Source organism: Proteus columbae (genome assembly GCF_002777965.1).
Lineage (GTDB): Bacteria > Pseudomonadota > Gammaproteobacteria > Enterobacterales > Enterobacteriaceae > Proteus > Proteus columbae.
Genome location: NZ_NGVR01000014.1, coordinates 60,809 through 87,301 on the forward strand (window position 1 = coordinate 60,809; position 26,493 = coordinate 87,301).

A 26,493-nucleotide genomic window follows, 5' to 3' on the forward strand; every position below is an offset into this window, starting at 1 on the left:
TTTACGCAACAATTAATTGCCTAAAATAGGGTTTTTCTCTTGTTTTATGCAACATATTATAGTCAGCAACAACATTATGGAGAAAACAAAAGATGAAAAAATTACTTCCTTTAACACTTGCAACTACCACATTCTTCGCAACATCAGTGCTGGCAACTGACTTAACATTAGATATTTATAATCCAGGAGAAGCGAGTGTTTTTCCTGTCTCTTCTGAAATTATTTATGGCGATAAAGATGCCGTTTTAATTGATGCACAATTTCAAAAAAATGATGCACAAGCATTGGTTGATAAAATAAAAGCCTCTGGAAAAAACCTGACTTATATCTATATCAGCCATTCTGATCCTGATTTTTATTTTGGGTTAGATGTCATTACTAATGCATTTCCAAATGCCAAAGTGATTGCAACAGCGCCCACAATTAAAGCCATTAATGAAACCCAAGCAGGAAAACTTGCCTACTGGGGGCCTGTACTTAAAGAAAATGCCCCTCAGAAAATTATCATTCCTGAAGTACTAAAAGGCGATAGTTTTTCTCTAGAAGGTGAAACCATTTCAGTCAAAGGCTTAGACGGACTATCTCCAGATAGAACATACCTTTATGTTCCAAAACTTAATGCAGTAATGGGTGGTGTTTTAGTTTCTGAAAATATTCATGTTTGGTTGGCAGATACTCAAACCGTGGCAGAACGCCAACATTGGGTTAGTGCGTTACAGCAAATAAAATCACTATCCCCAAAAACCGTTATTCCTGGTCACTATTTACCAAAAGCAACGTATGATCTACAAGCTGTTGACTTCACAATGAATTACCTGATTGAAGCTGAGAAAAATCTTGAAAAGACGAAAAATTCAGATGAATTTATTGCAGCGATGGAAAAAAATCATCAGAATTTAGCAGATAAATCAAGCCTAGAACTTAGTGCAAAAGTACTAAAAGGAGAGATGCAATGGCCTCAATAGCAAGCAATACAGGTAATATCCAAAGTACTAAAATATTGCACTATGTTTATGATCCTCTTTGTGGTTGGTGTTACGGCATTGCCCCCCTGATTGAAGCAGTAAGCAATGCATTTCCAAATTCCATTAAGTTACATGGTGGTGGATTGTTTACACCAGCAAGAGCAGTAACAGGTGGTCAATCATGGAAAGAGCATGTCACACCAATTGATGAGCGCATTAGTCAATTATCAGGCCAAGTTTTTAGTCACGCATACCGTGATACTCTTGGTAACACTGAAATGGTATTAAACTCACTGCTACCTATTTCAGCCATTCTTGTCGCTGAAATAATGGGAAAGCAAGATGTTTATTTATTAAAAGCACTACAAGAGGCCTATTACCTTGATGGCTTAAATATCAGTGATAAAGACACGCTGCTATTTATTGTGAAAAAACTTGGCTTTGATATTGAACAATTTGCATCCTTACTGTCTGAAATTGGTGAAACACAAATTAAACAACATTTAAGCCAGACTCAGCAATTAATGACTCAAGTTAATGGTCGAGGTTTTCCGACTTTATTTATTGAAGATAACCAAGGTTATCACCTGATATCGGTTGAAAAATATTTAGGTGATACAAAACGTTGGCAACAATTTATAAAAGAAAATCTATAACCTTCTTTTCAGTGTGCTGATTAATTTCCGCACACTGCCTTCTTTATTTCGATTCTTACTATTTTGTATTTTTATTATAAATTCCTAACAAAAAATATTGAAATCAATTAATTAAAGGAGTTATAAGACGAAAAATAGAAACCTAATACCATTAATGTTGAAAATGAAAGGCAAGAACCAAATGCCACTTTTTTTATGTGATCTTTTATTGTGATTAATACTGTAAAATACACACTTAATCCTAAAAAAGAGCCAAGCAAAAGAATATAGGGTAATTTTTCAAACCCACACCATGCACCAATAGCACCAAATAATTTCACATCACCAAAACCTAAAACACATTTTTGGCAGATAAAATATCCCCATAAATAGATGCCGTAAAAAAGCCCCGTACCACCAAGAAAACCATAAAAAGCATGATCAAAAGGTACTAATCCATATACAGTGTAATTGCACAATAGCCCTAAAAATATTAACCAATAAGTCAACATATTAGGCAGAAGAAAATAGTCGGCATCAAAGAAAGAGAGCATTAACAAATAAAAGCTTAATACAGAAAAGATTATCAATAAAGAAAGCGAATAAATTGAAAAAAACCAATATAAACAAATAATAAGATAGCTTATAGCAAGCTGTTTACGACGGGTTTTAGGTAACATAAATAATAGTGAAAAAGGCAGACAAAACTTAATAAAAACAAGAAAGTCATTCAAAAAAGAAAGTAAAGGTCTTTTTATAAAACAGCAACGGCTTAGTGGCATAAATATCTACTCCTTAGATACCTCGTTATCCTTGTTAATCGACTGTATAAGAGGACTCATTTAATACCGAGAGTTTTCTTTATAATAACGATGAAAACATGAAATTTTGCGACAAAACACGCAATAAGATCCACGCTATAATAACGACAAAAGCAAAGTGATAACTTGCATGCCATAATGTCATGCGTATGATGCATATCACATATTTTATTTATCACGGTTAACCATCTTTTACGTAAGGGTTTCACGTTATGCGTATTCCTCGCATTTATCATCCAGAACCACTCACAGCAGGCACTCAAACAGCATTAGATGAAGAAGCATCTAATCATGTTGGGCGTGTATTAAGAATGTCTACTGGGCAAAAACTGGCACTGTTTGATGGTTCAAATCAGGTATTTGATGCTGAAATCATAGAAAGCACAAAAAAGTCAGTCACTGTGCAAATTAATGAAGGCATTGTTGATGATAAAGAATCCCCTCTCGACCTCCATTTAGGGCAAGTACTTTCACGGGGCGAGAAAATGGAGTTTACTATTCAAAAATCAGTTGAGTTAGGTGTTAATACTATCACTCCGCTGATCTCAGAACGCTGTGGTGTTAAACTTGACCCTAGCCGTTTAGAGAAAAAACATCAGCAATGGCAAAAAATTATTATCTCGGCATGTGAGCAATGTGGCAGGAATAGCATCCCACAATTAATGCCGGTGATGTCATTAGAAGAATGGTGTGCTCAAGATGATGGCAGTTTAAAACTCAATTTACATCCTAGGGCTAGCCAAAGTATTAATACCTTACCCTTACCGGTTAAAAAAGTGCGCTTATTGATTGGCCCTGAGGGCGGACTTTCTCCTGAAGAAATCGCCATGACAGCAGAGCACCATTTTACTGATATTTTATTAGGTCCTCGTGTATTAAGAACTGAAACAACAGCACTCACCGCAATCACCGCTTTGCAGGTTCGGTTCGGCGATCTGGGATAAAGGAGAAGTAATGATTAAATTAGGTATTGTGATGGATCCAATTTCATCCATCAAAATCAAAAAAGACACCAGCTTTGCCATGCTATTAGAAGCGCAACGTCGTGGCTGGGAAATTCATTATATGGAGATGAACGATCTTTACCTACACCAAGGTGAAGCACGCGCTCACACTCGTTTACTCAGCGTAGAAGAAAACCCAGAAAAATGGTTTGAGTTTGGCCAAGAGCAGGATATTGCTTTAGGTGAGCTAGATACTATTTTAATGCGTAAAGATCCGCCTTTTGATACCGAATTTATCTACGCAACCTATATTTTAGAACGCGCTGAAGATATGGGAACGCTGATAGTTAATAAGCCACAAAGCTTACGTGACTGTAATGAAAAACTCTTTACTGCATGGTTCCCAACATTAACACCAGATACATTAGTCACTCGTGAAGCTAAGCATTTACGTGCTTTCCATGAAAAACATGGTGATGTTATTTTCAAACCACTAGATGGTATGGGTGGTGCATCAATCTTCCGCTTGAAAAAAGATGATCCAAACGTAGGTGTTATTATTGAAACATTGACAGAACATGGTCATCGTTTCTGTATGGCACAAAATTTCCTACCTGAAATTGTTAACGGCGACAAACGTATTCTTGTTGTTGATGGCGAACCTGTGCCTTATTGCTTAGCTCGAATTCCTGCAAAAGGTGAAACTCGAGGCAACTTAGCTGCTGGTGGTCGTGGAGAAGCACGCCCATTAACAGAAAGTGATTGGGCAATTGCGCGCCAAATTGCACCTATTCTTAAACAAAAAGGCCTTATTTTTGTCGGATTAGATGTTATTGGCGATCGTTTAACAGAGATTAACGTTACAAGCCCAACATGTGCGCGTGAAATTGAAGCAGCTTATCCTGATGTTTCTATTACAGGTATGTTAATGGATGCTATTGAAGTACGCTTAAACAAGAAAAACTAACTTTTAAACACTGAGATTAAAGGGTTTAAAAGTATGAACCTAGCCCCCACATATTAATCAATAAGCGGTATACATTAAGAAATACAATGTATAAAAGGGCTAGGTTTTTTAATAAAAATGATCAGGGAACAGTACTACTATTATGAATTTACTTAACCATTTTCTTATTGCTATGCCTTCATTAAGCGATCCGTTATTTGAACGCTCGGTCGTCTATGTTTGCGAACATAATGAAAACGGTGCGATGGGCTTAATTATTAATAAACCTATCGAAGATATCTCTGTGGAAGGTGTATTAGATCAACTGGAAATTTTTTCGACTGATAGAGACGAAGCGATTAGCTTACAAAAACCTGTGATGTCAGGAGGCCCAGTTGCAGAAGAACATGGTTTTATCTTGCATACTCCAGTTTCAGGTTTTAGTTCTAGCATCAAAATTAGTGACAGCACAATGATCACAACTTCCAAAGATGTATTAGAAACCTTAGGCACAGCAAGACAACCAGAAAAAACATTAGTCTCTCTCGGTTATTCTAGTTGGGAACAAGGCCAATTAGAGAAAGAAATTTTAGAAAATAGCTGGCTAACAGTTGAAGCCTCACCTCAAATTATTTTTGATACCCCTATTGCTGAACGTTGGCATAAAGCCGCTGAATTAATTGGGATTAATATCCACACCATTTCACCAATAGCGGGTCATGCATAATGTCAAACAGAACGGTAATGGGCTTTGATTTCGGCACTAAAAGCATTGGCGCAGCTATCGGTCAAGAAATTACAGGAACTGCAAGACCTTTAGCCTCATTTAAAGCAAAGGATGGTATTCCTGATTGGACTCAAATCGAAAAAATCATAAAAGAGTGGCAACCTGATTTAGTGGTAGTCGGCTTACCTCTTAATATGGATGGCACCGAACAGTTAGTCACAACTCAAGCTAAAAAGTTTGCTAATCGCCTTCATGGTCGATTTGGTGTACAAATTGCGTTGCATGATGAACGCCTTAGCACCGTAGAAGCTCGCGCTCATCTTTTTGAACGTGGTGGTTACCGTTCTTTAAATAAAGGAAGTGTAGATGCAGCATCTGCCGTCATTATTCTTGAAAGCTGGTTTGAACAGCAATTCTAAAAAATAGATTCTACCTCATGCTCCCAACCTATTTTTACTTATAAGTTATCACTCAGCTTGAATTAAACCTTCATGTTGGCGTTGCTGCCGACTTAACATGAAGGTTTGCATACCGTATTCACTACCTGTTTGCATTAATGTTGTCACTTGGTGGTATTTACCTTCTCTTATAAGATGCGAAATACCCTGCGTAACCTGCATTATTTCAAATAATGCCACACGCCCACCTTCCGTTGAAGGCACTAACTCTTGTGAAATTATCGCCCTTAAACTGCACGCTAATTGTGATGAAATCCATTGTCGCTCATTACCTGTAAATACATTAGTTACGCGCTCAAGCGTTTGTGCCGCTCCTTGAGTATGCAATGTTGCCAGCACTAAATGCCCTGTTTCAGCTGCCGTTAATGCCAACTGAATACTTTGTGCATCTCTTAATTCACCCAACATAATGACATCTGGATCTTGGCGTAGAGCGCTTTTTATTGCATTTGCAGTATGTTGAACATCTCGCCCTATTTCCCTTTGCTGTACAATGCTTTGCTTATTGCTATGAATAAATTCAATAGGATCTTCTAATGTCAAAATATGCTGACGTTGATATTGGTTTAAATGGTTGATCATTGCAGCTAATGTCGATGATTTTCCACTTCCTGTTGCGCCAGTCACTAAAATAAGTCCATGAGAATAATTATCTAATAACGCTGAAACCGACTTAGGTACTCGAAGTTTATCTAAAGAAGGAATTTGTGTTTCAATTATTCTTAATGCTGCTGAAACACCTTGTTGTTGGCGAAATAAATTAACACGAAGTCGTTGCCCACAAGACAGCGTAAGTGCTGTATCAACTTGTCCTTCATGCGCAAAAGTTTGCTTTTGAGCATCACTCAAAAAAGGACTGAGCCACGTTAGTAGACTATCAGAAGTGATAGGTTTACATTGATTTTGTTGATAAAGTATTCCATTGATCCGCAATCGAGGTACATCACCACAACAAAGGTGCAGATCCGAAGCGTTATGCTTTACACTATATGCAATTAAATTTTCCATTTTCATCTTATTATCTCCTGAGTTGCCATGAATACTATTAAACAGAATCTCGTCAATGTCAGGTCTCACATTGACACAGCAGCGCAGAAATGCGGCCGTTCTTCAGAAGAAATAACACTACTTGCAGTGAGTAAAACAAAACCTGCGAGTGACATCGAAAAAGCAATAGCATGTGGACAAACTGAATTTGGTGAAAACTATGTCCAAGAAGGTGTTGATAAAATCCATTATTTTGCTAATAACCATGCCTTAGTTTGGCACTTTATCGGCCCTTTACAGTCAAATAAAACACGCCTAGTTGCTGAGAATTTCGATTGGTGTCATACCATTGATAGATTAAAAATCGCTCAAAGATTGAGTGACCAACGTCCTGACTCATTGCCACCATTAAATGTACTTATTCAAATAAATATCAGTGATGAAAATAGTAAATCAGGTATTAATCTGACTGAGCTTGATGGGTTAGCAGCACAAATTTCTATTCTTTCAGGCATTAAATTACGCGGATTAATGGCTATTCCAGCACCTGAAAGCAGGTATGAAAAACAAGTTGAAGTGTTAGAAAAAATGCATCTCGCATTTAAGCAATTACAATCTCAATATCCCAATATAGATACGTTATCTATGGGAATGACGAGTGATATGGAAGCAGCTATTGCTTGTGGTTCAACACTCGTTCGTATTGGTACAGCAATTTTTGGCGCAAGAGATTACGCGACTAAGTAAAAATAGAGGTTTATATGGAACATCGTAACATCGCTTTTATTGGCGCTGGAAATATGGCTCATGCCATTATTGTAGGGTTGGTTCAAGGTGGATATCCAGCACATAAGATAACCGTCAGCTCACCTTCTGCCGTTCGCCGTGAACCTTTAGAGAAAGAGTTTGGTATTTATAGCACTAATGACAATATTGATGCCGTTCAAAAAGCAGATGTTATTGTACTGGCAGTAAAACCACAAATGATGGAAGAAGTATGTAAGCCTTTACAAAATATCGCCATGAGTAAAAAATTAGTCCTTACTATCGCCGCTGGCATTCCTGCCACTCGTTATAACGACTATTTTGCGACTCAATTACAGCTTGTTCGCATCATGCCAAATACTCCGGCATTAGTAGGTAAAGGCTTAAGCGGTATGTTTGCGCACAATTCACTTTCATCTCAAGATAAACAGTTTGCAGACAAATTAATGAAAAGTGTCGGAACAACTGTTTGGGTAGAGCAAGAATCTGCCATCAATGATATTATCGCCGTTGCTGGTAGTGCACCCGCTTATTTCTTCTTGTTTATGGAATCAATGCAACAAGAAGCCGAACGTTTAGGTTTTTCACCTGAAGTAGCAAGAGCTATTGTGCAACAAGCCGCAAGTGGTTCTACCGCCTTAGCTGAGAAACAACATATGTTACCTTTCTCAACTTTACGCGAGCAAGTAACATCAAAAGGTGGAACGACAGCTGCCGCACTTATGCAGTTTTATGAAGGTAAATTACCTGAAAACGTCGCTTCTGCCATGCAAGCTGCGATTAAACGTGCGCAAGAAATGGAAAAACAATTTTAATTTCATCAGGGCCAACTAATGAATTTTTTAAATTTCGTCATTCTGACTCTTCTTCAACTCTACACATCCGTACTTCTATTACGTGTTTGGATGCAATGTGTCAGAGCTGATTTTTATAATCCTTTTTCACAATTTATCGTCAAGATCACACAGCCAATTGTTCGCCCATTAAGAAGTGTTATTCCTTCTATTGGCCCTATTGATACCGCTTCAGTCTTATTAGCCTATATCCTCATTCTGCTTGGTATTATTATTCCATCTTACTTATCTGGGACATCTATTCCTTTCTCTTTAATGTTCCCATTTGCCTTTATTGAACTGCTCACAGCAGCAGGTAAGATAATTTTCTGGTTGATCATTATTCGCGCAATCCTTAGCTGGGTAAGTCAAGGTCGTAATCCAATTGATCACCTTTTATTTCAATTAACAGAACCTTTAATGGCACCAATTCGTCGTGTAATTCCGGCGATGGGCGGTTTAGATTTCTCTGCAATGATTGTTATTCTTGTGCTTTACGCCCTGAATTATCTACGTGTAGACGTTTTACAATGGCTACTTAGCGTAACGCTTTACTAAGGATAACTCGTATGCAAAAAGTCGTTCTCGCAACAGGAAATCCAGGAAAGGTCAAAGAGCTAGCCTCTTTGCTTTCTGATTTTGGTTTAGATATTGTTGCTCAAACTGAACTGGGTGTTGATTCAGTGGAAGAAACAGGCTTAACTTTTGTTGAAAACGCGCTAATCAAAGCACGTCATGCTGCAAAAGTGACAGGCCTTCCAGCCATTGCTGATGATTCAGGTATTTCGGTAGATGCTTTAGGCGGTGCTCCGGGTATTTACTCAGCACGCTATGCAGGTATTGATGCAAGTGATCAGCAAAATCTGGATAAATTGCTTGATGCAATGAAAGATGTACCCGCTGAAAAACGCCAAGCTCAATTTAACTGCGTGTTAGTGTATATGCGCCATGAAAACGATCCAACCCCTCTCATTTTCCACGGTATTTGGCAAGGTGTGTTAAGCACCGAAATGCACGGTGAAGGGGGCTTTGGCTACGATCCTATTTTCTTTGTTCCTGAATTAAATTGTACGGCTGCGCAATTAACTAAAGAGCAAAAAAATCAGCATTCGCATCGTGGTAAAGCACTTAAATTAATGTTGGATGCCCTTAAGAATGCTTAAGTTGCCCCCATTAAGTTTATATATTCATATTCCTTGGTGTGTACAAAAATGCCCTTATTGTGATTTCAACTCTCACACCTTAAAGGGTGAAGTACCACATCAGGAATATGTGCAACATTTACTCAATGACTTAGATGCCGATCTTATTCACGTTGGCTCCCGTGAAGTGCAAACCATATTTATTGGTGGCGGTACACCTAGCTTATTAAGCGCTGAGTCAATGGCTGATTTACTCTATGGTGTGAAAGAGCGCATTGCTGTTAGCCCTAATGCAGAAATTACTATGGAAGCAAATCCAGGAACCGTAGAAGCTGAACGCTTTGCTGGATTTCAACGTGCGGGTGTAAATCGTATTTCTATTGGTGTGCAAAGTTTTGGTAACGATAAGCTTATTCGCCTAGGGCGCATTCATGATGCTGATGAAGCTAAAAATGCGGCTCGTTTAGCCAAAGAATTAGGCTTACGTAGCTTTAATTTAGATTTAATGCATGGATTGCCAGACCAATCATTATCTCAAGCGCTTTCGGATTTACAGCAAGCAATAGAGTTATCTCCACCGCATTTGTCTTGGTATCAATTAACCATTGAACCCAATACGCAATTTGGTTCACGTCCACCTAAATTACCTGATGACGATATGCTGTGGGATATTTTCTCAGAAGGCGATAAATTACTAACAGCAGCAGGTTATCAACAATATGAAACATCAGCATATTGCAAACCGGGCTTTCAGTGTGAGCACAACTTAAACTATTGGCGTTTTGGTGATTATTTAGGTATCGGTTGTGGTGCTCATGGAAAAATAAGTTTTGAAGATGGTCGCATAATGCGAACAGTAAAAACCAAGCACCCTAAAGGTTTTATGGAAGGTCGTTATCTCCACCAGCAAAATTTTGTTGATAATGATGACCGTCCATTTGAATTTTTTATGAACCGTTTTCGCCTATTGGAAGCATTTCCAAGACAAGATTTCAGCGATTATACGGGGCTTGCCGAAGAGATTATTCGCCATCAAATAGATGAAGCGCTAGCATTGGGTTATATCAGTGAAACAGAAACGCACTGGCAAATAACCCCTCACGGTAAGCTATTTTTAAATTCATTACTTGAACTATTTCTTTAATATTGCTGATTTCAAATAGCTAACTTAAAAAATACCCATACTGTATTCAGTTCAATTCACAATATGGGTATTTTTTTATTTATGATGAAGCTATTTAAACGATCATAGAAATCTTAGAGTGCGCTTTCTACTGCTTCAATCTGCTTAGTTAAGCTATCTAATCCACCGCCAGAGAGATACCAAAGATCTGCTTGCAGATAAACAATATCGCCATTTTTATAAGCCGATGTTGTTTTTACTTCATTATTTTCAAAGGTGGCTTTCTCTAATTTACCTGCACCAATCGCTTCACTGCGGTCGATAATAAAAATCACATCAGGATTTACTTTCGCGATCATTTCAGAGGTAACGACACGACGTTTACCTTTATCTTCTTCAGCAACTGGCGGTAATTCAGCTCTCTTCACTTTAACCACATCATAAACAACACTTTGGTTATTTGGCATCAAATTACCAGCATTATGCAGTAATACTAAAACTTTTTTATCAGACTCTGCTGCTTTTTTCTGAGCTTGCTCAATAACAGTATTTAACTTAGCAATTTGCTCTTGTGTCGCTTGCTGTTTATCAAATAATTCACCTAATAACTTGATGTTTGACTCAACAGAATTGAGATAATTAGCACTATTAGTTCCTAAATTAACAGTAGGTGCAATTTTCGCTAAAGCCTCATAAGACGCGCCTTGACGACCTGTAATAATAATTAAATCTGGTTTAATCTCGGCTAATTTTTCTAAGTCAGGCGCTTTCATACCACCGACATTAGCAACGTTACTTGCAATACTTCCTTTAATATAAGCAGGTGCATTACCTAACGGTAACCCTACCACTTTATCGGCTAAACCTAACTGAACTAATGAATCATATAAACCAAAATCAAATAGAACAACTTTTGAAGGGTTCTTAGTAACCGACGTTTCACCCAACAGGTGTTTAATCACCATTTTGTCATTCTGCTGACTAATAACTTGGTTAGGTTGGTATTCGATTGGCGTTTTGCTTAACGCTGAGAAACTCGTTACAGAAAGGATAGATGCGATAACTAAAGGAAGGATCTTCTTCATTAATTTTGCCCTGTTTAAGTGGAATACTCAAACAGGGCATTCTAAACAGCTCCTCTTACAAGTCAATTGAATAAGAATGATTTTCATTATTAATTTCAATTATTGTGAGTCTGCCATTTATAAAGCTCATTAATTATCCGGTTAATAACCCAAACATTCGAGAGAAAGAGCAGCTACTTTTTTAATGCATTAATTAATTCAACACGTTGATTTTCCATTTGCGTGATTTTGCTACAAGCTTGCTGACCAAATTGAGTAAATGCAGCTTCTTGCTGCTTCCACTCCTGATCTATAATCTTTTGGAAACCATCTAAGCTTCCTAATAATCCGCCTAAGGCTTTTTTACTGTCGCCACCTGCGGCTGCTAATAACTGCTTTTTACCTAATTCATTAATGCTGTCTTGCAACATACCACCAAGGCTACTTTCTACGATCTCACGGCCTTTGGCTTCTACTTCTTTAATAGCTTGAGAATGGAACGTGATGTTATTCGGTTCTATGCTGACCACTCTATCCATTTGCTGATTAAGATCTTTCTCTAATCGACTTAATCTATTGAGGATATTGCTTTCTTTACCAAAAGCTTCAATGACTACTTTATCAAGCACTTTGCGAGAATCTTGCAGTTTTACACCAGTTTCCGTTCTTAACCAAGGTACGTCTCGTCTTACTGTAGCTTGATATTTTTTTGCTAATTCTTGTTGTTGTGGTGTCAATGTGGCACTTTTTTCATTTTGAAATAATGTACCGTCAGGATAAATCACCATTAAACCATGTGAACCTGCAACTTCAACAAATTCAGAAGTTATGCGTAAATCATCTTTTGGTATTACAGCACAATCAAAACTTGGTGATGCATTTGCTGTACCCGCAATAAAAAATAGTGTGACAGCAATCTTTCTTAAATTCATAACAACGCTCCTGAAAACACACCTAAAAAATTGAACGCCCGACTTTGTTTGCTAATAATTCAAGTGCTGCACAACCTGCTAATGAGTTACCTGATTTATCCAGCTCTGGTGACCAAACTGCAACCGTGAAGGCATCAGGAACAACCGCAATAATGCCACCACCCACGCCTGATTTTCCGGGAATACCAATACGAAAGGCAAATTCACCGGCACCATCATACATTCCGCAGGTTAACATTAATGCATTTATTTGACGGGTTTGTCTTGGCGTAATAATCTGATTTTTATTACCCACACATGTACCTTGATTAGCTAAATAACTAAAACATCGCACTAATTCAGTGCAACTCATCTCTATTGAGCAATAGTGAAAATAAGTTTCAAGCACCGTAATAACATCGTTCTCAAAATTACCAAAAGATTTCATCAGATAAGCGATTGATGCATTTCGGCTAAGATGTTCCATCTCTGATTTTGCAACCACTGAGTTATAGCAAATATCTGGAGTATCAGTAAGAAAACGGATCACTTCTAACATTCTTTGCTTAGGCGCACTAAGTCGAGACTGCAACATATCAGTGATAACAATGGCACCAGCATTAATAAAAGGATTGCGCGGTATTCCTTTTTCCATTTCTAGTTGTATCAAGGAATTAAAAGGCAGCCCTGATGGCTCTTTTCCTACACGTTGCCAAATTTCATTTTCTTCATAACGTGTTAAAGCAAGCGTTAAGCTAAGTACTTTAGAAATTGATTGAATCGAAAAACGCTTATCTGCCATGCCTGATTGATAGAGTTCACCATCTACCGTATAAACAGCCATAGCAAGCTGTTCTGGCGGTATTTGAGCCAATGCGGGAATATAATCCGCGACTTTTCCTTGCCCGATTAATGGGCGAATTTGTTGCAAAATATCTGACAGTAATGTGTTAGATAACGTTGTAGTCACAGTCCCTTCCCCAGACAGACAAGGGCATCCTTTTGGATGCCCTTGTAATTATTTGCTAAATGTATAACTTTCTATCAATCCCACCAAACATCAAATAGTTCAGAGGTCTGTACATCTTGCATTTTGCTTTCTTTGAGGAAGTTTTCGACTAATTGGCGATGTTCTTCTGTACATTTACCAATTTGTTGTAAGCAGATTAAGCCTTCCCAGCTCAGGTAACCACTTGCATCAAATGCCAGCCCGTTTGGCTCAATAACTTTGAGGATCAGTTCATCAACAAAGCGATCAACTTCCTCAATTGGGGTATTTTCTGGGAAAGTCCATTTAACTGAGAAACCTAATTCCTGAAATTCATCGATACGCATTTTTTTGCGTAAGCGGCGACTACGTTGTTTAGCCATTATTTTACCCTCTTAAACATAAGATCCCAGACTCCGTGCCCTAAACGATGACCGCGTTTTTCAAACTTAGTCACAGGGCGTGTTTCTGGTCGTGGTACATAATCCTGAGTTTCTGACAAATTCTGATAACCTTCAACACTTGTCATCACTTCAAGCATATGTTCTGCATATGGTTCCCAATCTGTCGCCATATGAAAAACACCGTTTAACGTTAATTTTTTTAAAATTAATTCTGCAAAAGGCACTTGAACAATACGACGTTTATTATGACGCGCTTTGTGCCATGGATCAGGAAAGAATAGCTGAACCATTTTCAAACTATTATCTGGGATCATATGATTGAGCACTTCAATCGCATCATGACACATGACTCTCAGATTACTTAATTGCTCTTCTTCAGCACTTGCAAGACAAGCACCAACACCCGGTGCATGTACTTCAATACCGAAATAATTATTTTCTGGTGTATTTTTTGCCATAGTCACGAGCGATGCGCCCATGCCGAAGCCAATTTCTAAAATTACAGGCGCTTCGCGTCCAAAAACCTGACTGAAGTCGATGGGTTCCGGTTGATATTCAATACCAAAGGCAGGCCACTGTGTTTCTAATGCTTGCTCTTGACGAGGTGTTAAACGACCTTGTCTACGAACAAAACTACGAACGCGTCGTAAAGCACGCCCTTCTTCATTGAATTCCGGAGAAATTACATTCTTGATCATGTCTAATACTGTCAGTCGTTAGGCCAATTATTTACTTAAAATCGTTATAATGTCGCTATAGTGCAACTTAACCGACATTATCCAAAGATCACTAAGTTTAGCAAGAGTCACTCATAGAAGCATCACTCTATAAGATAAATATTAAGAGTGTTTACAGTTTATTCTCTCTGTGGTGCAATCTTACCTTAATCAGAATATGAGTTAATAAAATAAAACATGATGGAAGCTCAGCAATTTTCGCAAGTCGTGCTCAATTGGTATCACAAATATGGGCGTAAAACGCTCCCTTGGCAGCAAGAAAAAACGCCTTATCACGTATGGTTATCTGAGGTAATGCTACAACAAACCCAAGTTGCCACTGTTATTCCTTATTTTGAGCGTTTTATTGCACGTTTTCCTGATGTCAGCGCATTGGCTAAAGCGCCACTTGATGAAGTGCTTCATTTATGGACAGGGCTTGGCTATTACGCAAGAGCCAGAAACCTACATAAAGCAGCACAACACATTGTAGATAAACATCAAGGGCAGTTTCCTGATACCTTTGAGGACGTTTGTGCCTTACCCGGTGTTGGACGTTCAACCGCTGGTGCTATTTTATCGTTATCACTGAAAAAACCTTACCCAATTCTTGATGGTAATGTGAAACGCGTTTTAGCACGCTGCTATGCTGTCGAAGGCTGGCCGGGTAAAAAAGAAGTTGAAAATAAGTTGTGGGAGATCAGCGAAAACGTCACTCCAACTGAAGGTGTAGAGTATTTTAATCAGGCAATGATGGATTTAGGTGCGATGGTTTGCACAAGAAGTAAGCCTAAATGTGAATTATGCCCATTAAATACTGGCTGTATCGCTTATGCTCAAAACAATTGGGCAGATTATCCTGGGAAAAAACCTAAAAAAGTTATTCCAGAAAAAACAACTTATTTTCTTATTTTACAATATGATAATCTTGTTTGGTTAGATAAAAGACCGCCAGCAGGAATATGGGGTGGGTTATTTGTCTTTCCTCAATTTGAAACAAAAGCACTTTTAGAACAGTGGTTAGCTGAGCATGGGCTCAATAATAATGAATCAGAACAGCTGATTTCATTCAGACATACTTTTAGCCACTTTCATTTAGATATTGTGCCAATTTGCATAAAACTCTCAGAGTTTACCTCTATGATGGAGGAACAAAAAGGACTTTGGTATAACTTACAGACTCCTGCAACCGTAGGGTTAGCAGCGCCTGTAGAGAATTTACTTAGACAATTAGCCTAAGCTAATACCTGCGATATTGAGGATTTATTATGAGCAGAACTATTTTTTGTACTTTCCTTAACAAAGAAGCTGATGGACTTGATTTTCAGTTGTACCCAGGAGAAATTGGAAAGCGCATTTTCAATGAGATCTCAAAAGAAGCATGGGCTCAATGGATGACAAAACAGACCATGCTTATCAATGAGAAAAAACTTAACACCATGAATCCTGATGATCGCAAACTATTAGAACAAGAAATGGTGCGATTTTTATTTGAAGGCCATGATGTTCATATTGACGGCTACACACCACCTGAAAAATAATATTCACTTTTCCAGAGCCTTTAAGGCTCTGGTATTTTATTCACCATAGCGATGCAATTGACCATGAAAAAAATCCTTCTCTTGCTGATTATCGCCCCTCTACTCATTTCATGTAGTAGCCAACCACCAAAAACATTTGAGCCCGATTACGCAAAGGATACCAATGCGTTCGATATTCTTATGGGGCAATTTGCCAATAATATCGAAATGATTTGGGGTATGCAGGAAGTATTAATCGCAGGTCCTAAAGATTACGTAAAATATACCAACGCTTATAAAACACGTAGCCATATTAATTTTGAAGCGGGTACCATTACGATAGAAACTTTAGGTGATGATGCACCTCAATTCCAATTGCATAAGGCGATAGTCACAACGTTATTAATGGGTGAAGATCCGGGTTCTATTGATCTCTACTCTGATGTTAATAATATTCCTCACAGCACTGAACCGTTTTTATCTGGACAGGTTCTTGATAATACGGGACAGCCTATACGCTGGGAATGGCGAGCCAATAAGTTTGCAGATTATCTGATTGCCAATAAATTACAAAAACGCCAGTCCGGTATAAATACAATTTGGTATGTCACCATTAATCTTGTTCCTAATCACCTTGATAAACGTGCTCATAAATATTTACCGTTAGTTCAACAAGCAGCGGCTAAATATGGGGTTGAACCATCACTGATCTTGGCAATTATGCAAATTGAATCAAGTTTTAACCCATATGCTGTAAGTAGTTCTGATGCTCTAGGTTTAATGCAAATCATGCCAGCAACGGCAGGAAGAGATGTATTCCGAATGCAAGGAAAATCTGGGCAACCAAGTCGTAGTTACTTATTTGATCCGGCTAATAATATCGATGCTGGTGCGGCTTATATCTCAATACTGCAAAATAGTTATCTTGGAGATATCAAAGATCCTATTTCGCGCCGTTATGCCGTTATACAGGCTTACAACGGCGGTGCAGGTAGTGTGTTACGGATATTCCATAACGATAAGAAACAGGCTGCAGCCATGATTAACAACTTAGAGCCAACGCAGGTGTATACCACATTACGTAATAAACACCCTGCCGACCAATCTCGTCGTTATCTTGAGAAGGTCAGTACAGCTCAACGTAACTATCGTTAGTTGATACTTAATCTAAAAAAACAAAGCTTCCTCAATAAATTTGGGGAAGCTTTTTTGTTATCGAGGCTTAATCAGCGGTTTTATCGTCACGTATTTTTGAGTATTACAAAAGGCTTTAGCTTTATTTTTACTCATCCCCCGCGATAAATAGCGTTTTATCAAACAATAAGTTTAAAAAAACAGCAATCAAACAGTTTTGTGATAAATAACGTTGACGAGCAAAGCGATATCGGGTTTAATACGCCCCGTTGCCCGAATAGCTCAGTCGGTAGAGCAGGGGATTGAAAATCCCCGTGTCCTTGGTTCGATTCCGAGTTCGGGCACCACTATTTAGAAAAACCAGCCTTAGGGCTGGTTTTTTGCTTTCTAAGGTTATGTATTTTCAAAATCCCCCCTCTCTTCCTAGAAATCAAAATCTGCCTTACCTCATTGGATCTTAACTTACTCACTCAAAATATCATTTCCCCTTTAAGTTATTTAAACGTTTAGAACATCGTTTTAATTATCAATAAATTTATTAATAATTTCGAATATTGATATATCTTATAGGGTACAGCATGAGGTTCTGCTACATTACATAATAGTATTCATCTTACTTTTTTATAATAATAAATAGGCTATTTCTGGTTGTATTTCAACGCAATTTTATCATCGACGATACTAAAATCCACTAAAGAAAAATCGCACTTATTGCAAAAAATCAATAAAAAATTTTTGTTAATTAATATTTAATTGAAGAACATATAGGAAATAGTAAATGAAAAAACAGTTTGTTTTTTTAAGTAGCCTTTTGTTTATTAGTTTATCTGGTTGCATGAACAATAATGAGCCCCCCTCCCTTTCAATAAAGAATGATAATAAAATAGTAAAAGGAATATATATATGGGGAGCTGAAACTAGAGAATTTAGTTCATGCGACAGTTCACCAACTATTTGGGTTGAAGGTGATGATAAAGTTATGTCTAGTATTGTCAGCACAGCAATAGCTAAATCAGAAAAAGCAGGCGTTCCATTACAACCTGTCTATGTTGAAATGGATATTCAGATGTTGAAAGGTGAACGAGATGGTTTTGCAGAAAATTATCCTGCTGCCGCTGATATTATCAAGGTTTACTCAGTATCAGAAAATATTCCATCAAATTGCCATATATCTACAGAAAATAAATAGAAAGACATACTGATAACCATACTGTAAAAACATTTCAAATTGGTGAGATTATCGAAATCTACTTATAGCCTTATTAGTAGATAATAAGGCTATATACTGTGACTATCTTTCTTGTAATGCTTGTTTCATTCTAGTAATTGGTTTAATCAAATATTGGAATACTGTTTTTTCACCTGTTTTGATATCTATGCTAGCAATCATACCTGGAATAACAGGAAGCTCTTTTCCATTTTTATCTGTCAGGTGACTACTCTGTGTTGTCACCAATACTCTATAAAAAGCTTCATCTTGATTAAGTTTTAAATCACTAGGTCTCTTTTGATCATGCAATGTATCTGGGCTAACTAAAGTAACAATACCTTCCAATCCACCATAAATAGCGTAATCATAAGCAGTTAATTTGACTAATGCAGGCATTCCTGTACGGACATAAGCAACATCTCTCGGGCTGATATAAGCCTCAACTAATAGTTGGTCTTCCAATGGGACAATTTCCATAATATCTTGACCTGCAGAGATTACCCCGCCAACAGTATTAATACGTATATTCTTAACAATCCCTCTTAATGGAGCCCGTATTAATGCTCGTTCGACCGGATCAGCACGCCCTGCCATATTTTCCCTTGCCTGAGCTAATTCTGCTTCTGTTTTAACTAACTCAGCACTTGCTTCCGTTAAATATTTATTTTTCTTTTCATTTATTTGAGATTGAATATCGGCTGACTGTCGTTCCATTCGCAACAATTCCACAGCAGACATCGCACCTTGTGCAACAATTCCACAGCAGACATCGCACCTTGTGCAACAATAGGTCTTGTTATTGCGATCTCTCTGTCTAATAACGCTTTGCTTTTTTGTAAATTATTTACCCCTGACCCCAGCGCCTCTTTACGTATATTATATACCGTTGTTTCACGCGCTACTAAATCAGCAGCTAATCCCTCTGGGAATTTTAGCTCAGTAGAATAAGCCTCCGCTTTAAGTCTTGCCCGAATAGCTTCCAGATTATCAACTTTCGCTTCACTTTCTCTTAAAATAGCAGACGAGCGAGTATCATCTAGTGTTAATAATACTTGTCCTTTTTCAACAATATCCCCCTCTTTAACCTGCATGCTTTTTAATATCCCAGCATCCAGTGTCTGAATAATTTGTTCCCGGCTGCTGGGAATAATACTGCCCTGCCCACGGGTAACTTCTTCAAGACTACTGTTCCATGCCCAAATAACAAAAATAACTATAAAGATAAGCAACATGGTGATCATCATAAAGCTCTTATGATGTTTTTCGTGCTGAAGTGCTGCATGTAAGTCATTTAGAAGTGCTAAATCCTTATTAGAAAAAGCTTCTTTAGGATGACTTGAAGGCGTCACTTGTTTTTTATTTAATTCATTCATTTCAACGTTCTCAATATTACTTATCTATTTTGGCTTTTGAGTGAACAGTTATTTGTTTTTCTTTTTCATTTTTAGCTAACTGCTGTAAAACCGCATCTCTATGGCCATCCATCACAACTTTACCGTTATCAACAACAATTATTCGGTTGACGATACTCAGAACCTGAGGTCGATGAGTAACAACTAATAATGTTCTTGTACGACACCATGCTGAAATGGCATTTAATGCCTGAATTTCTGAATATTGATCAAGTCCCGTTGTTGGTTCATCAAGTAAGACAACTTTTGGATTTCTCATCGTCATTCTAGCCAAAGCAACAATTTGTTTTTGTCCACCAGAAAGACCTAACCCATTTTCCCCCAAGGACATATCTAATCCTCTTGGATGCTTTTTAATGACTTTATCTAAACCAAATCGCTTTAGTGCTACAATCAAATCTTGATCACTAGAAAAACCATCCATACGAGCTAAATCAAGATTCTCTCTTAAGCTACCTAAAAATAGCCTTGGTTCCTGCTCTAATAACAACACCTGATTACGCAAATAATGGGGATCTATTTGGCGAATATCGACATCATCTAGTGTAATGTTCCCTTGTTCCGTCGGATATAACCCAGCTGCTAATTTTAAAGTCGTTGATTTACCACTGCCAATACGCCCAAGTATTCCGACTTTTTCACCTGGTTTTATTTCAAATGATAAATTTTTCACTGCACTGCTACTATCTTGATTATAAGCAAATGAAACATTTTGGAATTTTATATTTCCATTCATTTGTTTTAACGTAATATATTTCCTATCAGGTTCACGTTCTGAAGGCCTTTCAACGATGCCGTTTACACCTTTTAAGGCGACCCAAGCCTGTTGAAAACGTATAGCTAAACCCGCAATTTGCCCTAATGGTGATAATGCTCTACCAGATAAAATAACTGTTGCAATTAAAGCCCCCATTGTAATTTTATTTGCGGGATCATCACTATGAATTAAATAAGTACCGATAATAACTAAAAATATCGTATTTAACTGTTGCATCATAACAGCAAAATAAATAACAAAATTACTGATATTTTTAACTTTCATTGATGAGGAAGCTGTTTTTGCCGTGTAATAATCCCAACGCTTTTGTGCCCAATTCATTGCATTATTCGTTTTTAACGTTTCTATACCTTCAATAGCTTCTACTGCTAATCCTTGTCTTTGAGATGATTCCTTCATCGATTCATTAATATATTTTGATAAAGGTATTTGAGCTAAAAGCCCAACAATAATAACCAGTGGAATTATCGTAAGTGGTACAAAAGCTAAATTGCCCCCAACAAGCGCAATTACAGATACAAATAAAATTAAAAAAGGCATATCTACTAATGTTAATAAACTCGCACTCGTCATAAAATCACGGACAGATTCGAAATCTCGTAAATTATTAACATAGGAGCCAGATGATATAGGCCTTTCCTGTAACTTAAGATTTGTAACTTTTCTAAATAAAGCAGAACTGATAATTAAGTCAGCCTTCTTACCAGCAATATCAGTTAACCGACCTCGAAGCATTTTGGCTGTAAATTCAAATAATATTGCAAGAATTACCCCAATACTTAAAACCCATAGTGTTTGATAAGACTTATTTGGTATCACTCTGTCATAAACGTTCATGACATATAATGAACTGACAAGTGCTAAAAAATTAATCACAAAAGTAGCAAGAATAATTTGATAGTAATATTTTTTAAAGCGCCATATGACTTTAAAAAACCATGCTTTAGGCATTGAATATTCAGGCAACTCTGAACGTACATCTGTTGTAATACGAGGCTTAATAAACCAGCAATAACCTAAATACTTTTCATTTAATTCCGATTGAGTTAACCATACAGATAAACCATCTACTTGCTGAATTTTATATTTACGCTGTCCAGTTTCATCAAATGAAATTTCTGTTAAAACGGCACTCTCTTCATTTTTTAATAATAATAATACTGGCATAGCCAGAGAGGGAATATCATCTAATAAACGCTGTGATAATGTATTTTCAAATCCTTCACTCTTCAGATATTCAATCAGTGATGAAAAATCAATTCCCATCTTTGCGGTACGGATTGTATGCGCAGTTAGTGTAGCCACGGATAAATGTGTGCCTAATAACTGAGTTGTAAGAGAAAGACCTTCTATGATCAATTTCATAACTACAATATTTACCTTTATTTATTAGTGTGTGAGTGAATTAAGTGCCCAGCGAGAAAGTGTTCCTTGTGCATACAAATAATCAAGCATCCCGTGCCTGAGATCGCCCAATGTCGTGGCATAAGATAATTCAACATCAGATAACTCTTTTTCTGCATTTAAAACATCTAACAAAGAACGACGTGCAACATTAAATTGTAATTGATAAAAATCGACTACTTTTGTCGATGATAAAATTTGTGCATCTAATATCTTTAATTTTTGAGTACTTTTTTGGATATTAATTACCGATAAACGTCTTGCTTCTTCAATGTCTCGAATAACTCTATCCATTCTCTGCTGAGCCGCATTTAACTGACTTACTTTTTCATCAACAGAATATAATGATGAAAAATTAATAATATCCCATGTCACATCAATGCCTATCTGACGATCATCTTTAGTTATATTTCCAGTTAAATTAATTCGTGGTAATTGTTTTTTATTTTCAACTTTAACGCCCATTTTTTTAGCGTCTATATCTGCTTGGCTCACAAGATAGGCAGGATTTTGATTATTATTTTCCGCTGTGAATTCTCTATACATATCACTGACCGTCATTCCATCAAAAGGATTGACAAGATCACTCTCTCCAACAGGAAACCCTGTATATTTTGATAACGTATTTAGCGTTGTCATTAATTCTTTTTCATAATAGTTAATATCTTGCTCTACTAATATTTTTCTTGCTTCTGCCTGAACATATTCAGAAATACGCCCTTCATCATTACGGGCTATCACATTTAATTCAGAGATAATTTTATTATGCCTATCTAAACTTTTTTTCTTTACCACAATAGATTCTTTGGCTAACAATGCTTTTAAATAGAGATCTGATATGGTGTAAGCGACATTTTCTTTAGTTTCACTATATTTAAATTGATAATATTGTTGTTCTTTTTCATTACGTTCAACATCATTTTCTATTCCACCAAAAGAATAGAGATTTAATTCTCCTCTAAGCCCTGGAGTAAAACTATTATTATCATAATCACTTTCATCACGATGATATTGACCTAATAATTTATTTCCAGTGACGCTTATTACAGGAAAATGCTGAGCTCTAGCCTGATTAACTCTTGCAACCGATACATCTATATCAGCTTTAGCTTCTAATAACTCAGGTGCATTATTTAATGAGTTATTTAATATATATTTCAAAGAATTTGCATGTGAATTAAATAATACACCTCCAAAAATAACAAACGTTATTATTTTGAGTTTATTTATAGAAAACACAGATATTACCTCTAGTAAAAAATACAACCTAAATATAGAAATTTATGATTGGATAATAAGGCTGCTCGAACGAGCAGCCTTAAATTTAATTAAAACGGATAATTAGAAAACACCTCCATTATCGATAATATTATTATCGATATAGACATTAGCACCACTTGCACTACTGTAAAGCGTATAAGTATGCTCAGTGCCATCCAATGCAGTTGCTTTAGTTGTTGTGGCGGTAGCAGTAAATGTACCTAAACTTCCTACACCATCAGCCCCCAAATCAACTTTATCATTAGCATCACCAGAAATATAAATCGTTGAATTTGCATTCATACCCAATACATCCGATACTGTTAATTTGACGGTTTGAGATGCATTGTCTGCTTTCAGATCACTGCCAACAGTCATATCAACTTTTTCGAAACCAGCAATACCTTCATCTTTCCCTGCTGCCAGATTGACAGAGATATTCCCTGTCAGAACCAGAGTATCACTACCTTCACCACCGTTAATATAGCCTTGATTACCAATAGGTTTAGGATCATAGTCTTTTGTCAGAACAACGATATCATCACCAGCACCTGCATCAATGGTTATTTTACCATTTGAAATAGTACCTATTTTGATTATGTCATTCCCCTCACCACCATCAATTGTCGTCGCAGCTGAACCTAAAGTTGCACCAGTGGAATCAAATACATCATCTCCTGCCCCTAGTGAAATAGTTGTGTTATATGCCCCTTCAGTGACGGTAACAGTATCATTGCCGTCCCCCATAGAAACAGTAGCACCACCATAAATCCACCCAGCAGTTAAGGTATCGGCATTATCACCGACAGAAACATTACCAGTCAGGTTTTTAGTGATAGTGATATTATCACTACCGTATCCACCTAGAATTTCACCGGATACAGAACCATAAATAGTGACAGTATTAACATCCGTAACTGCGTCAATATTATTGTCATTACCCAGACTGAAATTGCCACCATCCTGATAAACAGAAAGATACTCTTTTGGCAGATTTGACTTAGCTTGAGTACCACTACCCAGATCTAATAAACCAGATAATTCGGTATTATTTTGAGAATTAGCATCCCCCTGAATATATGTATCACTGCCCGATCCTAGATAGATTTGTCCAGCATTTTTTACCCCTGTACGTTTAATCGTAACGGTGTCATCACCGGACTCCATAAAGAGATAACTGCCAGCATACATAACACGCAACGCCGTATTCATACCATCCATAGTAAAAGTATCGTTACCTTCACCAGCATAGACACGGGTATTGGTTAACATATTACCGCGGATCACCATCAGGTCATCGCCAGCCCCTAAATCAACAGTTGTAATACTTTGATTACCATCTGTTTTTGAACCATCAGGTCCATTGTCTGAAGAGTTAGCCACATTGCTGTATGATGAAGTTTCACTACCATCCTGATAATAACCAACATAAATTGTATCGTTATAATCAGTTGTTAACATAGGATCAGCATCACCGCTGTTAGCACCGATGGTATATCCAAAATCGTTTGTTCCCGCTTTAGATGAGGATAACGAATATTTCAGCGTAAAATCACCATCCAGATTACGTAATGAAATCGGGTTACCATCATAAATAACACCAGTAGCAGAAGAGCCAGCGTTATTTACTGTATCTGTCACAGCAGTGGCGTTATCTGATGTTCCTGTAATGGTTGCAACAACTTTCTCCATACCCTCTGCATCAAATGCATTCTTGTTAGCTTCCATTGTTGGATCAACCATAAATGACACGCTCTTAGATCCAGCAGGAATAACAACCGTTACTGTTGATGCACCATCATACGTTACTTTGCCTGTGTCACCATGCAACGTTATTTTTCCGTCGTGCTGAGAGCCTGCAAGCGTTGAATAATCTGGCGCACTGGCATGACCCGCACCATTTGTTAAGGTGATTGTTACGGTCACATCTTGCGTTGCAACAAAATCCAGAGCAACGGTATACACTAATCCAGTAGTACCATCTGTGTCTTCAACGGTTGCAGGAACTTCAGTTACTTCACCAGAAACAGAGGCATCTGCACTAATCTTATCCCCTTTGCTATCCGTTGATGTTGTATCAACACTGATACTCACTGTCGGTAACACATCTGTTTTAGATGTTGCTGTTGCCGGATCACTTTCATTACCACTTGGATCTTTAGCAACTGCGGTCACTTCACTGTTATCTTTTACATTATCCGATGGAATAGTAGTGTTATTACCCTGACTGTCTGGGATCAAATTAGGATCGCTAGATGTCCAGCCATTATCCCCTTTCTCCATTGTTACAGTCTGTTTATCACCATTTTCATCCTCAAAGGTAATTTCAACAGAATCACCTTTATTGGCATCCCCCGGCAGTTCAACGGAAACAGAACCATTATCTTCTGCATTTAATACCGGTGCCGATGGTGCAACCGTATCGACAGTAAAGTCTGTTGCTTTACCCTCACCGCTTGTGTTGCCCGCAGGATCGGTGATTTCTGCTTTAACAGAATAATTACCGTCTGGAGTTGCTTTATCTGCTGGAATAGTGACATCCGCTTTACCCGCGGTCACTTCATCTGCCGTCAGTGTATGCTCAACCGTCTCGGTGGTACCGTCTGGTTTGGTGATCGTCAGCGTCAGGGTGTCACCGGCTTCACTGCCTTTTGGCACTGTCACTTCGGTTTGTACACCGTCTTTTAGCTCATCGGCATTTACACCATTAGCGGCTTCTGGAATAGTCACCACCGGAGTTGTATCTACCACACCGTCACCGTCGGTGTCGCCCGGGATTTGAGTATCGACAGTAAAGTCGGTTGGCTGACCTTTTCCGCTGGTATTACCCGCAGGATCGGTGATTTCTGCAGTGACCGAATAGTTACCGTCTGCCGTCACTTTATCTGCTGGAATAGTGACATCCGCTTTACCTGCGGTTACTTCATCTGCCGTCAGTGTGTGCTCAACCGTCTCGGTGGTACCGTCTGGTTTGGTGATTGTCAGGGTGAGTTTATCCCCTTCCGCGCTACCTGCTGGCACGGTTACTTCGGTTTGTACGCCGTCTTTCAACTCGTCGGCATTTACACCATTAGCCGCTTCTGGAATGGTCACCACCGGAGTAGTATCTACCACGCCGTCACCATCAGTGTCGCCTGGAATTTGAGTATCGACTGTAAAATCAGTTGGCTGGCCTTTTCCGCTGGTATTACCCGCTGGATCAGTGATTTCAGCCGTAACAGAGTAGTTACCGTCTGGAGTTGCTTTATCTGCCGGAATAGTGACATCCGCTTTACCCGCGGTCACTTCATCTGCCGTCAGCGTGTGTTCAACGGTGTCAGTGCTACCGTCAGGTTTGGTGATTGTC

Annotated in this window: 25 protein-coding genes, 1 tRNA gene and 1 pseudogene; 16 read left to right on the plus strand and 11 right to left on the minus strand. The window is 38.0% G+C overall.

Features of this window, described 5'->3' with window-relative positions:
* Positions 1-92 precede the first annotated feature (92 nt).
* A complete protein-coding gene (locus CBE70_RS06250; RefSeq protein WP_100158661.1) occupies positions 93-965 on the plus strand; it encodes an MBL fold metallo-hydrolase in 873 nt (290 codons plus the stop codon).
* On the plus strand, positions 953-1,621 hold the full coding sequence (locus tag CBE70_RS06255) for a DsbA family protein (protein ID WP_100158662.1): 669 nt from the start codon (positions 953-955) through the stop codon (positions 1,619-1,621). The genes CBE70_RS06250 and CBE70_RS06255 overlap by 13 nt, the downstream gene beginning before the upstream one ends.
* 107 nt (positions 1,622-1,728) lie before the next feature.
* On the opposite strand, the gene CBE70_RS06260 is transcribed toward CBE70_RS06255, so the two are convergent.
* Positions 1,729-2,382: a prepilin peptidase gene (locus CBE70_RS06260; RefSeq protein ID WP_100158663.1), complete on the minus strand. Its 654-nt coding sequence runs from the start codon at positions 2,380-2,382 to the stop codon at positions 1,729-1,731.
* A gap of 251 nt (positions 2,383-2,633) precedes the next feature.
* Here CBE70_RS06260 and rsmE point away from each other — a divergent pair, with 251 nt between their 5' ends.
* The 4 genes from rsmE (at position 2,634) to ruvX (ending at position 5,457) form a co-directional block, all read left to right on the plus strand.
* Positions 2,634-3,365: a 16S rRNA (uracil(1498)-N(3))-methyltransferase gene (gene rsmE, locus CBE70_RS06265; protein WP_100158664.1), complete on the plus strand. Its 732-nt coding sequence runs from the start codon at positions 2,634-2,636 to the stop codon at positions 3,363-3,365.
* A 10-nt stretch (positions 3,366-3,375) separates the two neighbouring features.
* The gene (gene gshB, locus CBE70_RS06270; protein ID WP_100158665.1) at positions 3,376-4,332 is read left to right on the plus strand and encodes a glutathione synthase; all 957 of its coding nucleotides are present in this window, start codon (positions 3,376-3,378) and stop codon (positions 4,330-4,332) included.
* Between the two features lie 142 nt (positions 4,333-4,474).
* Positions 4,475-5,038: a YqgE/AlgH family protein gene (locus tag CBE70_RS06275; RefSeq protein ID WP_023581015.1), complete on the plus strand. Its 564-nt coding sequence runs from the start codon at positions 4,475-4,477 to the stop codon at positions 5,036-5,038.
* On the plus strand, positions 5,038-5,457 hold the full coding sequence (gene ruvX / locus CBE70_RS06280; RefSeq protein WP_100158666.1) for a Holliday junction resolvase RuvX: 420 nt from the start codon (positions 5,038-5,040) through the stop codon (positions 5,455-5,457). Before CBE70_RS06275 ends, ruvX begins: the two co-directional genes overlap by 1 nt.
* 48 nt (positions 5,458-5,505) lie before the next feature.
* Here the strand turns inward: ruvX and CBE70_RS06285 are convergent, their stop codons facing one another.
* Entirely contained in the window at positions 5,506-6,510 is a 1,005-nt protein-coding gene (locus CBE70_RS06285) for a type IV pilus twitching motility protein PilT (protein WP_100158667.1), read from the minus strand.
* Positions 6,511-6,531: 21 nt separating this feature from the next.
* On the opposite strand from CBE70_RS06285, the gene CBE70_RS06290 reads away from it, so the two are divergent.
* Genes CBE70_RS06290 through hemW form a run of 5 tightly spaced genes read left to right on the plus strand, consistent with a single transcriptional unit; the run spans position 6,532 to position 10,367 of the window.
* Positions 6,532-7,230 (plus strand): YggS family pyridoxal phosphate-dependent enzyme, encoded by a 699-nt coding sequence (locus tag CBE70_RS06290; protein ID WP_100158668.1) that lies wholly within the window; start codon positions 6,532-6,534, stop codon positions 7,228-7,230.
* Positions 7,231-7,244: 14 nt separating this feature from the next.
* The gene (gene proC, locus CBE70_RS06295; protein ID WP_100158669.1) at positions 7,245-8,063 is read left to right on the plus strand and encodes a pyrroline-5-carboxylate reductase; all 819 of its coding nucleotides are present in this window, start codon (positions 7,245-7,247) and stop codon (positions 8,061-8,063) included.
* Between the two features lie 18 nt (positions 8,064-8,081).
* Complete coding sequence (locus CBE70_RS06300; RefSeq protein ID WP_069367057.1) at positions 8,082-8,639, plus strand: YggT family protein; 558 nt, start codon at positions 8,082-8,084, stop codon at positions 8,637-8,639.
* An 11-nt stretch (positions 8,640-8,650) separates the two neighbouring features.
* Complete coding sequence (locus CBE70_RS06305; RefSeq protein ID WP_100158670.1) at positions 8,651-9,244, plus strand: XTP/dITP diphosphatase; 594 nt, start codon at positions 8,651-8,653, stop codon at positions 9,242-9,244.
* Complete coding sequence (gene hemW, locus CBE70_RS06310; RefSeq protein ID WP_100158671.1) at positions 9,237-10,367, plus strand: radical SAM family heme chaperone HemW; 1,131 nt, start codon at positions 9,237-9,239, stop codon at positions 10,365-10,367. Before CBE70_RS06305 ends, hemW begins: the two co-directional genes overlap by 8 nt.
* 113 nt (positions 10,368-10,480) lie before the next feature.
* Here hemW and CBE70_RS06315 read toward each other — a convergent pair whose 3' ends face one another.
* The 5 genes from CBE70_RS06315 to trmB all read right to left on the minus strand — a co-directional run bounded on the left by CBE70_RS06315 (position 10,481) and on the right by trmB (position 14,411).
* Positions 10,481-11,431 carry a siderophore ABC transporter substrate-binding protein gene (locus CBE70_RS06315; RefSeq protein ID WP_100158672.1) on the minus strand — a complete coding sequence of 317 codons (951 nt, stop codon included), beginning with the start codon at positions 11,429-11,431 and terminating at the stop codon, positions 10,481-10,483.
* A 173-nt stretch (positions 11,432-11,604) separates the two neighbouring features.
* Positions 11,605-12,342 carry a DUF2884 family protein gene (locus CBE70_RS06320; protein ID WP_100158673.1) on the minus strand — a complete coding sequence of 246 codons (738 nt, stop codon included), beginning with the start codon at positions 12,340-12,342 and terminating at the stop codon, positions 11,605-11,607.
* A gap of 22 nt (positions 12,343-12,364) precedes the next feature.
* On the minus strand, positions 12,365-13,291 hold the full coding sequence (gene glsB, locus CBE70_RS06325) for a glutaminase B (RefSeq protein ID WP_100158674.1): 927 nt from the start codon (positions 13,289-13,291) through the stop codon (positions 12,365-12,367).
* Between the two features lie 74 nt (positions 13,292-13,365).
* The gene (locus CBE70_RS06330) at positions 13,366-13,692 is read right to left on the minus strand and encodes a YggL family protein (RefSeq protein WP_023581025.1); all 327 of its coding nucleotides are present in this window, start codon (positions 13,690-13,692) and stop codon (positions 13,366-13,368) included.
* On the minus strand, positions 13,692-14,411 hold the full coding sequence (gene trmB, locus CBE70_RS06335; RefSeq protein ID WP_100158675.1) for a tRNA (guanosine(46)-N7)-methyltransferase TrmB: 720 nt from the start codon (positions 14,409-14,411) through the stop codon (positions 13,692-13,694). The genes CBE70_RS06330 and trmB overlap by 1 nt, the downstream gene beginning before the upstream one ends.
* 216 nt (positions 14,412-14,627) lie before the next feature.
* On the opposite strand from trmB, the gene mutY reads away from it, so the two are divergent.
* From mutY to CBE70_RS06360, 5 genes are all read left to right on the plus strand, one after another.
* Positions 14,628-15,668, plus strand: a complete 1,041-nt coding sequence (mutY, locus tag CBE70_RS06340) for an A/G-specific adenine glycosylase (protein WP_100158676.1) — start codon at positions 14,628-14,630, stop codon at positions 15,666-15,668.
* 29 nt (positions 15,669-15,697) lie between these two features.
* A complete protein-coding gene (locus CBE70_RS06345) occupies positions 15,698-15,970 on the plus strand; it encodes an oxidative damage protection protein (RefSeq protein WP_098943971.1) in 273 nt (90 codons plus the stop codon).
* 63 nt (positions 15,971-16,033) lie between these two features.
* On the plus strand, positions 16,034-17,104 hold the full coding sequence (mltC, locus tag CBE70_RS06350) for a membrane-bound lytic murein transglycosylase MltC (RefSeq protein ID WP_100158681.1): 1,071 nt from the start codon (positions 16,034-16,036) through the stop codon (positions 17,102-17,104).
* Between the two features lie 250 nt (positions 17,105-17,354).
* A tRNA-Phe gene (locus tag CBE70_RS06355) sits at positions 17,355-17,430 on the plus strand.
* A 431-nt stretch (positions 17,431-17,861) separates the two neighbouring features.
* Entirely contained in the window at positions 17,862-18,272 is a 411-nt protein-coding gene (locus CBE70_RS06360; protein WP_100158677.1) for a hypothetical protein, read from the plus strand.
* 102 nt (positions 18,273-18,374) lie between these two features.
* Here CBE70_RS06360 and CBE70_RS06365 read toward each other — a convergent pair.
* The 4 genes and pseudogenes from CBE70_RS06365 to CBE70_RS06380 all read right to left on the minus strand — a co-directional run.
* Positions 18,375-19,666 (minus strand): annotated as a pseudogene (locus CBE70_RS06365) (HlyD family type I secretion periplasmic adaptor subunit).
* A gap of 16 nt (positions 19,667-19,682) precedes the next feature.
* Positions 19,683-21,848, minus strand: coding sequence for a type I secretion system permease/ATPase (locus CBE70_RS06370; RefSeq protein ID WP_100158678.1), 2,166 nt, complete (start codon positions 21,846-21,848; stop codon positions 19,683-19,685).
* Positions 21,849-21,872: 24 nt separating this feature from the next.
* Entirely contained in the window at positions 21,873-23,126 is a 1,254-nt protein-coding gene (locus tag CBE70_RS06375) for a TolC family protein (RefSeq protein ID WP_100158679.1), read from the minus strand.
* Positions 23,127-23,228: 102 nt separating this feature from the next.
* On the minus strand, positions 23,229-26,493 hold a 3,265-nt coding region (locus CBE70_RS06380), incomplete at its 5' end, for a beta strand repeat-containing protein (protein WP_232797370.1).

What these genes read in the sequence shown, in the direction of transcription:
- CBE70_RS06285 (WP_100158667.1), bottom strand. Translation starts at nt 6,510, where the DNA reads ATGAAAATGGAAAATTTAATTGCATATAGTGTAAAGCATAACGCTTCG.
- CBE70_RS06275 (WP_023581015.1), top strand. Translation starts at nt 4,475, where the DNA reads ATGAATTTACTTAACCATTTTCTTATTGCTATGCCTTCATTAAGCGAT.
- CBE70_RS06260 (WP_100158663.1), bottom strand. Translation starts at nt 2,382, where the DNA reads ATGCCACTAAGCCGTTGCTGTTTTATAAAAAGACCTTTACTTTCTTTT.
- CBE70_RS06305 (WP_100158670.1), top strand. Translation starts at nt 8,651, where the DNA reads ATGCAAAAAGTCGTTCTCGCAACAGGAAATCCAGGAAAGGTCAAAGAG.
- mutY (WP_100158676.1), top strand. Translation starts at nt 14,628, where the DNA reads ATGATGGAAGCTCAGCAATTTTCGCAAGTCGTGCTCAATTGGTATCAC.
- CBE70_RS06250 (WP_100158661.1), top strand. Translation starts at nt 93, where the DNA reads ATGAAAAAATTACTTCCTTTAACACTTGCAACTACCACATTCTTCGCA.
- ruvX (WP_100158666.1), top strand. Translation starts at nt 5,038, where the DNA reads ATGTCAAACAGAACGGTAATGGGCTTTGATTTCGGCACTAAAAGCATT.
- CBE70_RS06345 (WP_098943971.1), top strand. Translation starts at nt 15,698, where the DNA reads ATGAGCAGAACTATTTTTTGTACTTTCCTTAACAAAGAAGCTGATGGA.
- mltC (WP_100158681.1), top strand. Translation starts at nt 16,034, where the DNA reads ATGAAAAAAATCCTTCTCTTGCTGATTATCGCCCCTCTACTCATTTCA.
- CBE70_RS06360 (WP_100158677.1), top strand. Translation starts at nt 17,862, where the DNA reads ATGAAAAAACAGTTTGTTTTTTTAAGTAGCCTTTTGTTTATTAGTTTA.
- hemW (WP_100158671.1), top strand. Translation starts at nt 9,237, where the DNA reads ATGCTTAAGTTGCCCCCATTAAGTTTATATATTCATATTCCTTGGTGT.
- CBE70_RS06330 (WP_023581025.1), bottom strand. Translation starts at nt 13,692, where the DNA reads ATGGCTAAACAACGTAGTCGCCGCTTACGCAAAAAAATGCGTATCGAT.
- proC (WP_100158669.1), top strand. Translation starts at nt 7,245, where the DNA reads ATGGAACATCGTAACATCGCTTTTATTGGCGCTGGAAATATGGCTCAT.
- CBE70_RS06290 (WP_100158668.1), top strand. Translation starts at nt 6,532, where the DNA reads ATGAATACTATTAAACAGAATCTCGTCAATGTCAGGTCTCACATTGAC.
- CBE70_RS06315 (WP_100158672.1), bottom strand. Translation starts at nt 11,431, where the DNA reads ATGAAGAAGATCCTTCCTTTAGTTATCGCATCTATCCTTTCTGTAACG.
- CBE70_RS06370 (WP_100158678.1), bottom strand. Translation starts at nt 21,848, where the DNA reads ATGAAATTGATCATAGAAGGTCTTTCTCTTACAACTCAGTTATTAGGC.
- trmB (WP_100158675.1), bottom strand. Translation starts at nt 14,411, where the DNA reads ATGATCAAGAATGTAATTTCTCCGGAATTCAATGAAGAAGGGCGTGCT.
- CBE70_RS06255 (WP_100158662.1), top strand. Translation starts at nt 953, where the DNA reads ATGGCCTCAATAGCAAGCAATACAGGTAATATCCAAAGTACTAAAATA.
- gshB (WP_100158665.1), top strand. Translation starts at nt 3,376, where the DNA reads ATGATTAAATTAGGTATTGTGATGGATCCAATTTCATCCATCAAAATC.
- rsmE (WP_100158664.1), top strand. Translation starts at nt 2,634, where the DNA reads ATGCGTATTCCTCGCATTTATCATCCAGAACCACTCACAGCAGGCACT.
- CBE70_RS06300 (WP_069367057.1), top strand. Translation starts at nt 8,082, where the DNA reads ATGAATTTTTTAAATTTCGTCATTCTGACTCTTCTTCAACTCTACACA.
- CBE70_RS06320 (WP_100158673.1), bottom strand. Translation starts at nt 12,342, where the DNA reads ATGAATTTAAGAAAGATTGCTGTCACACTATTTTTTATTGCGGGTACA.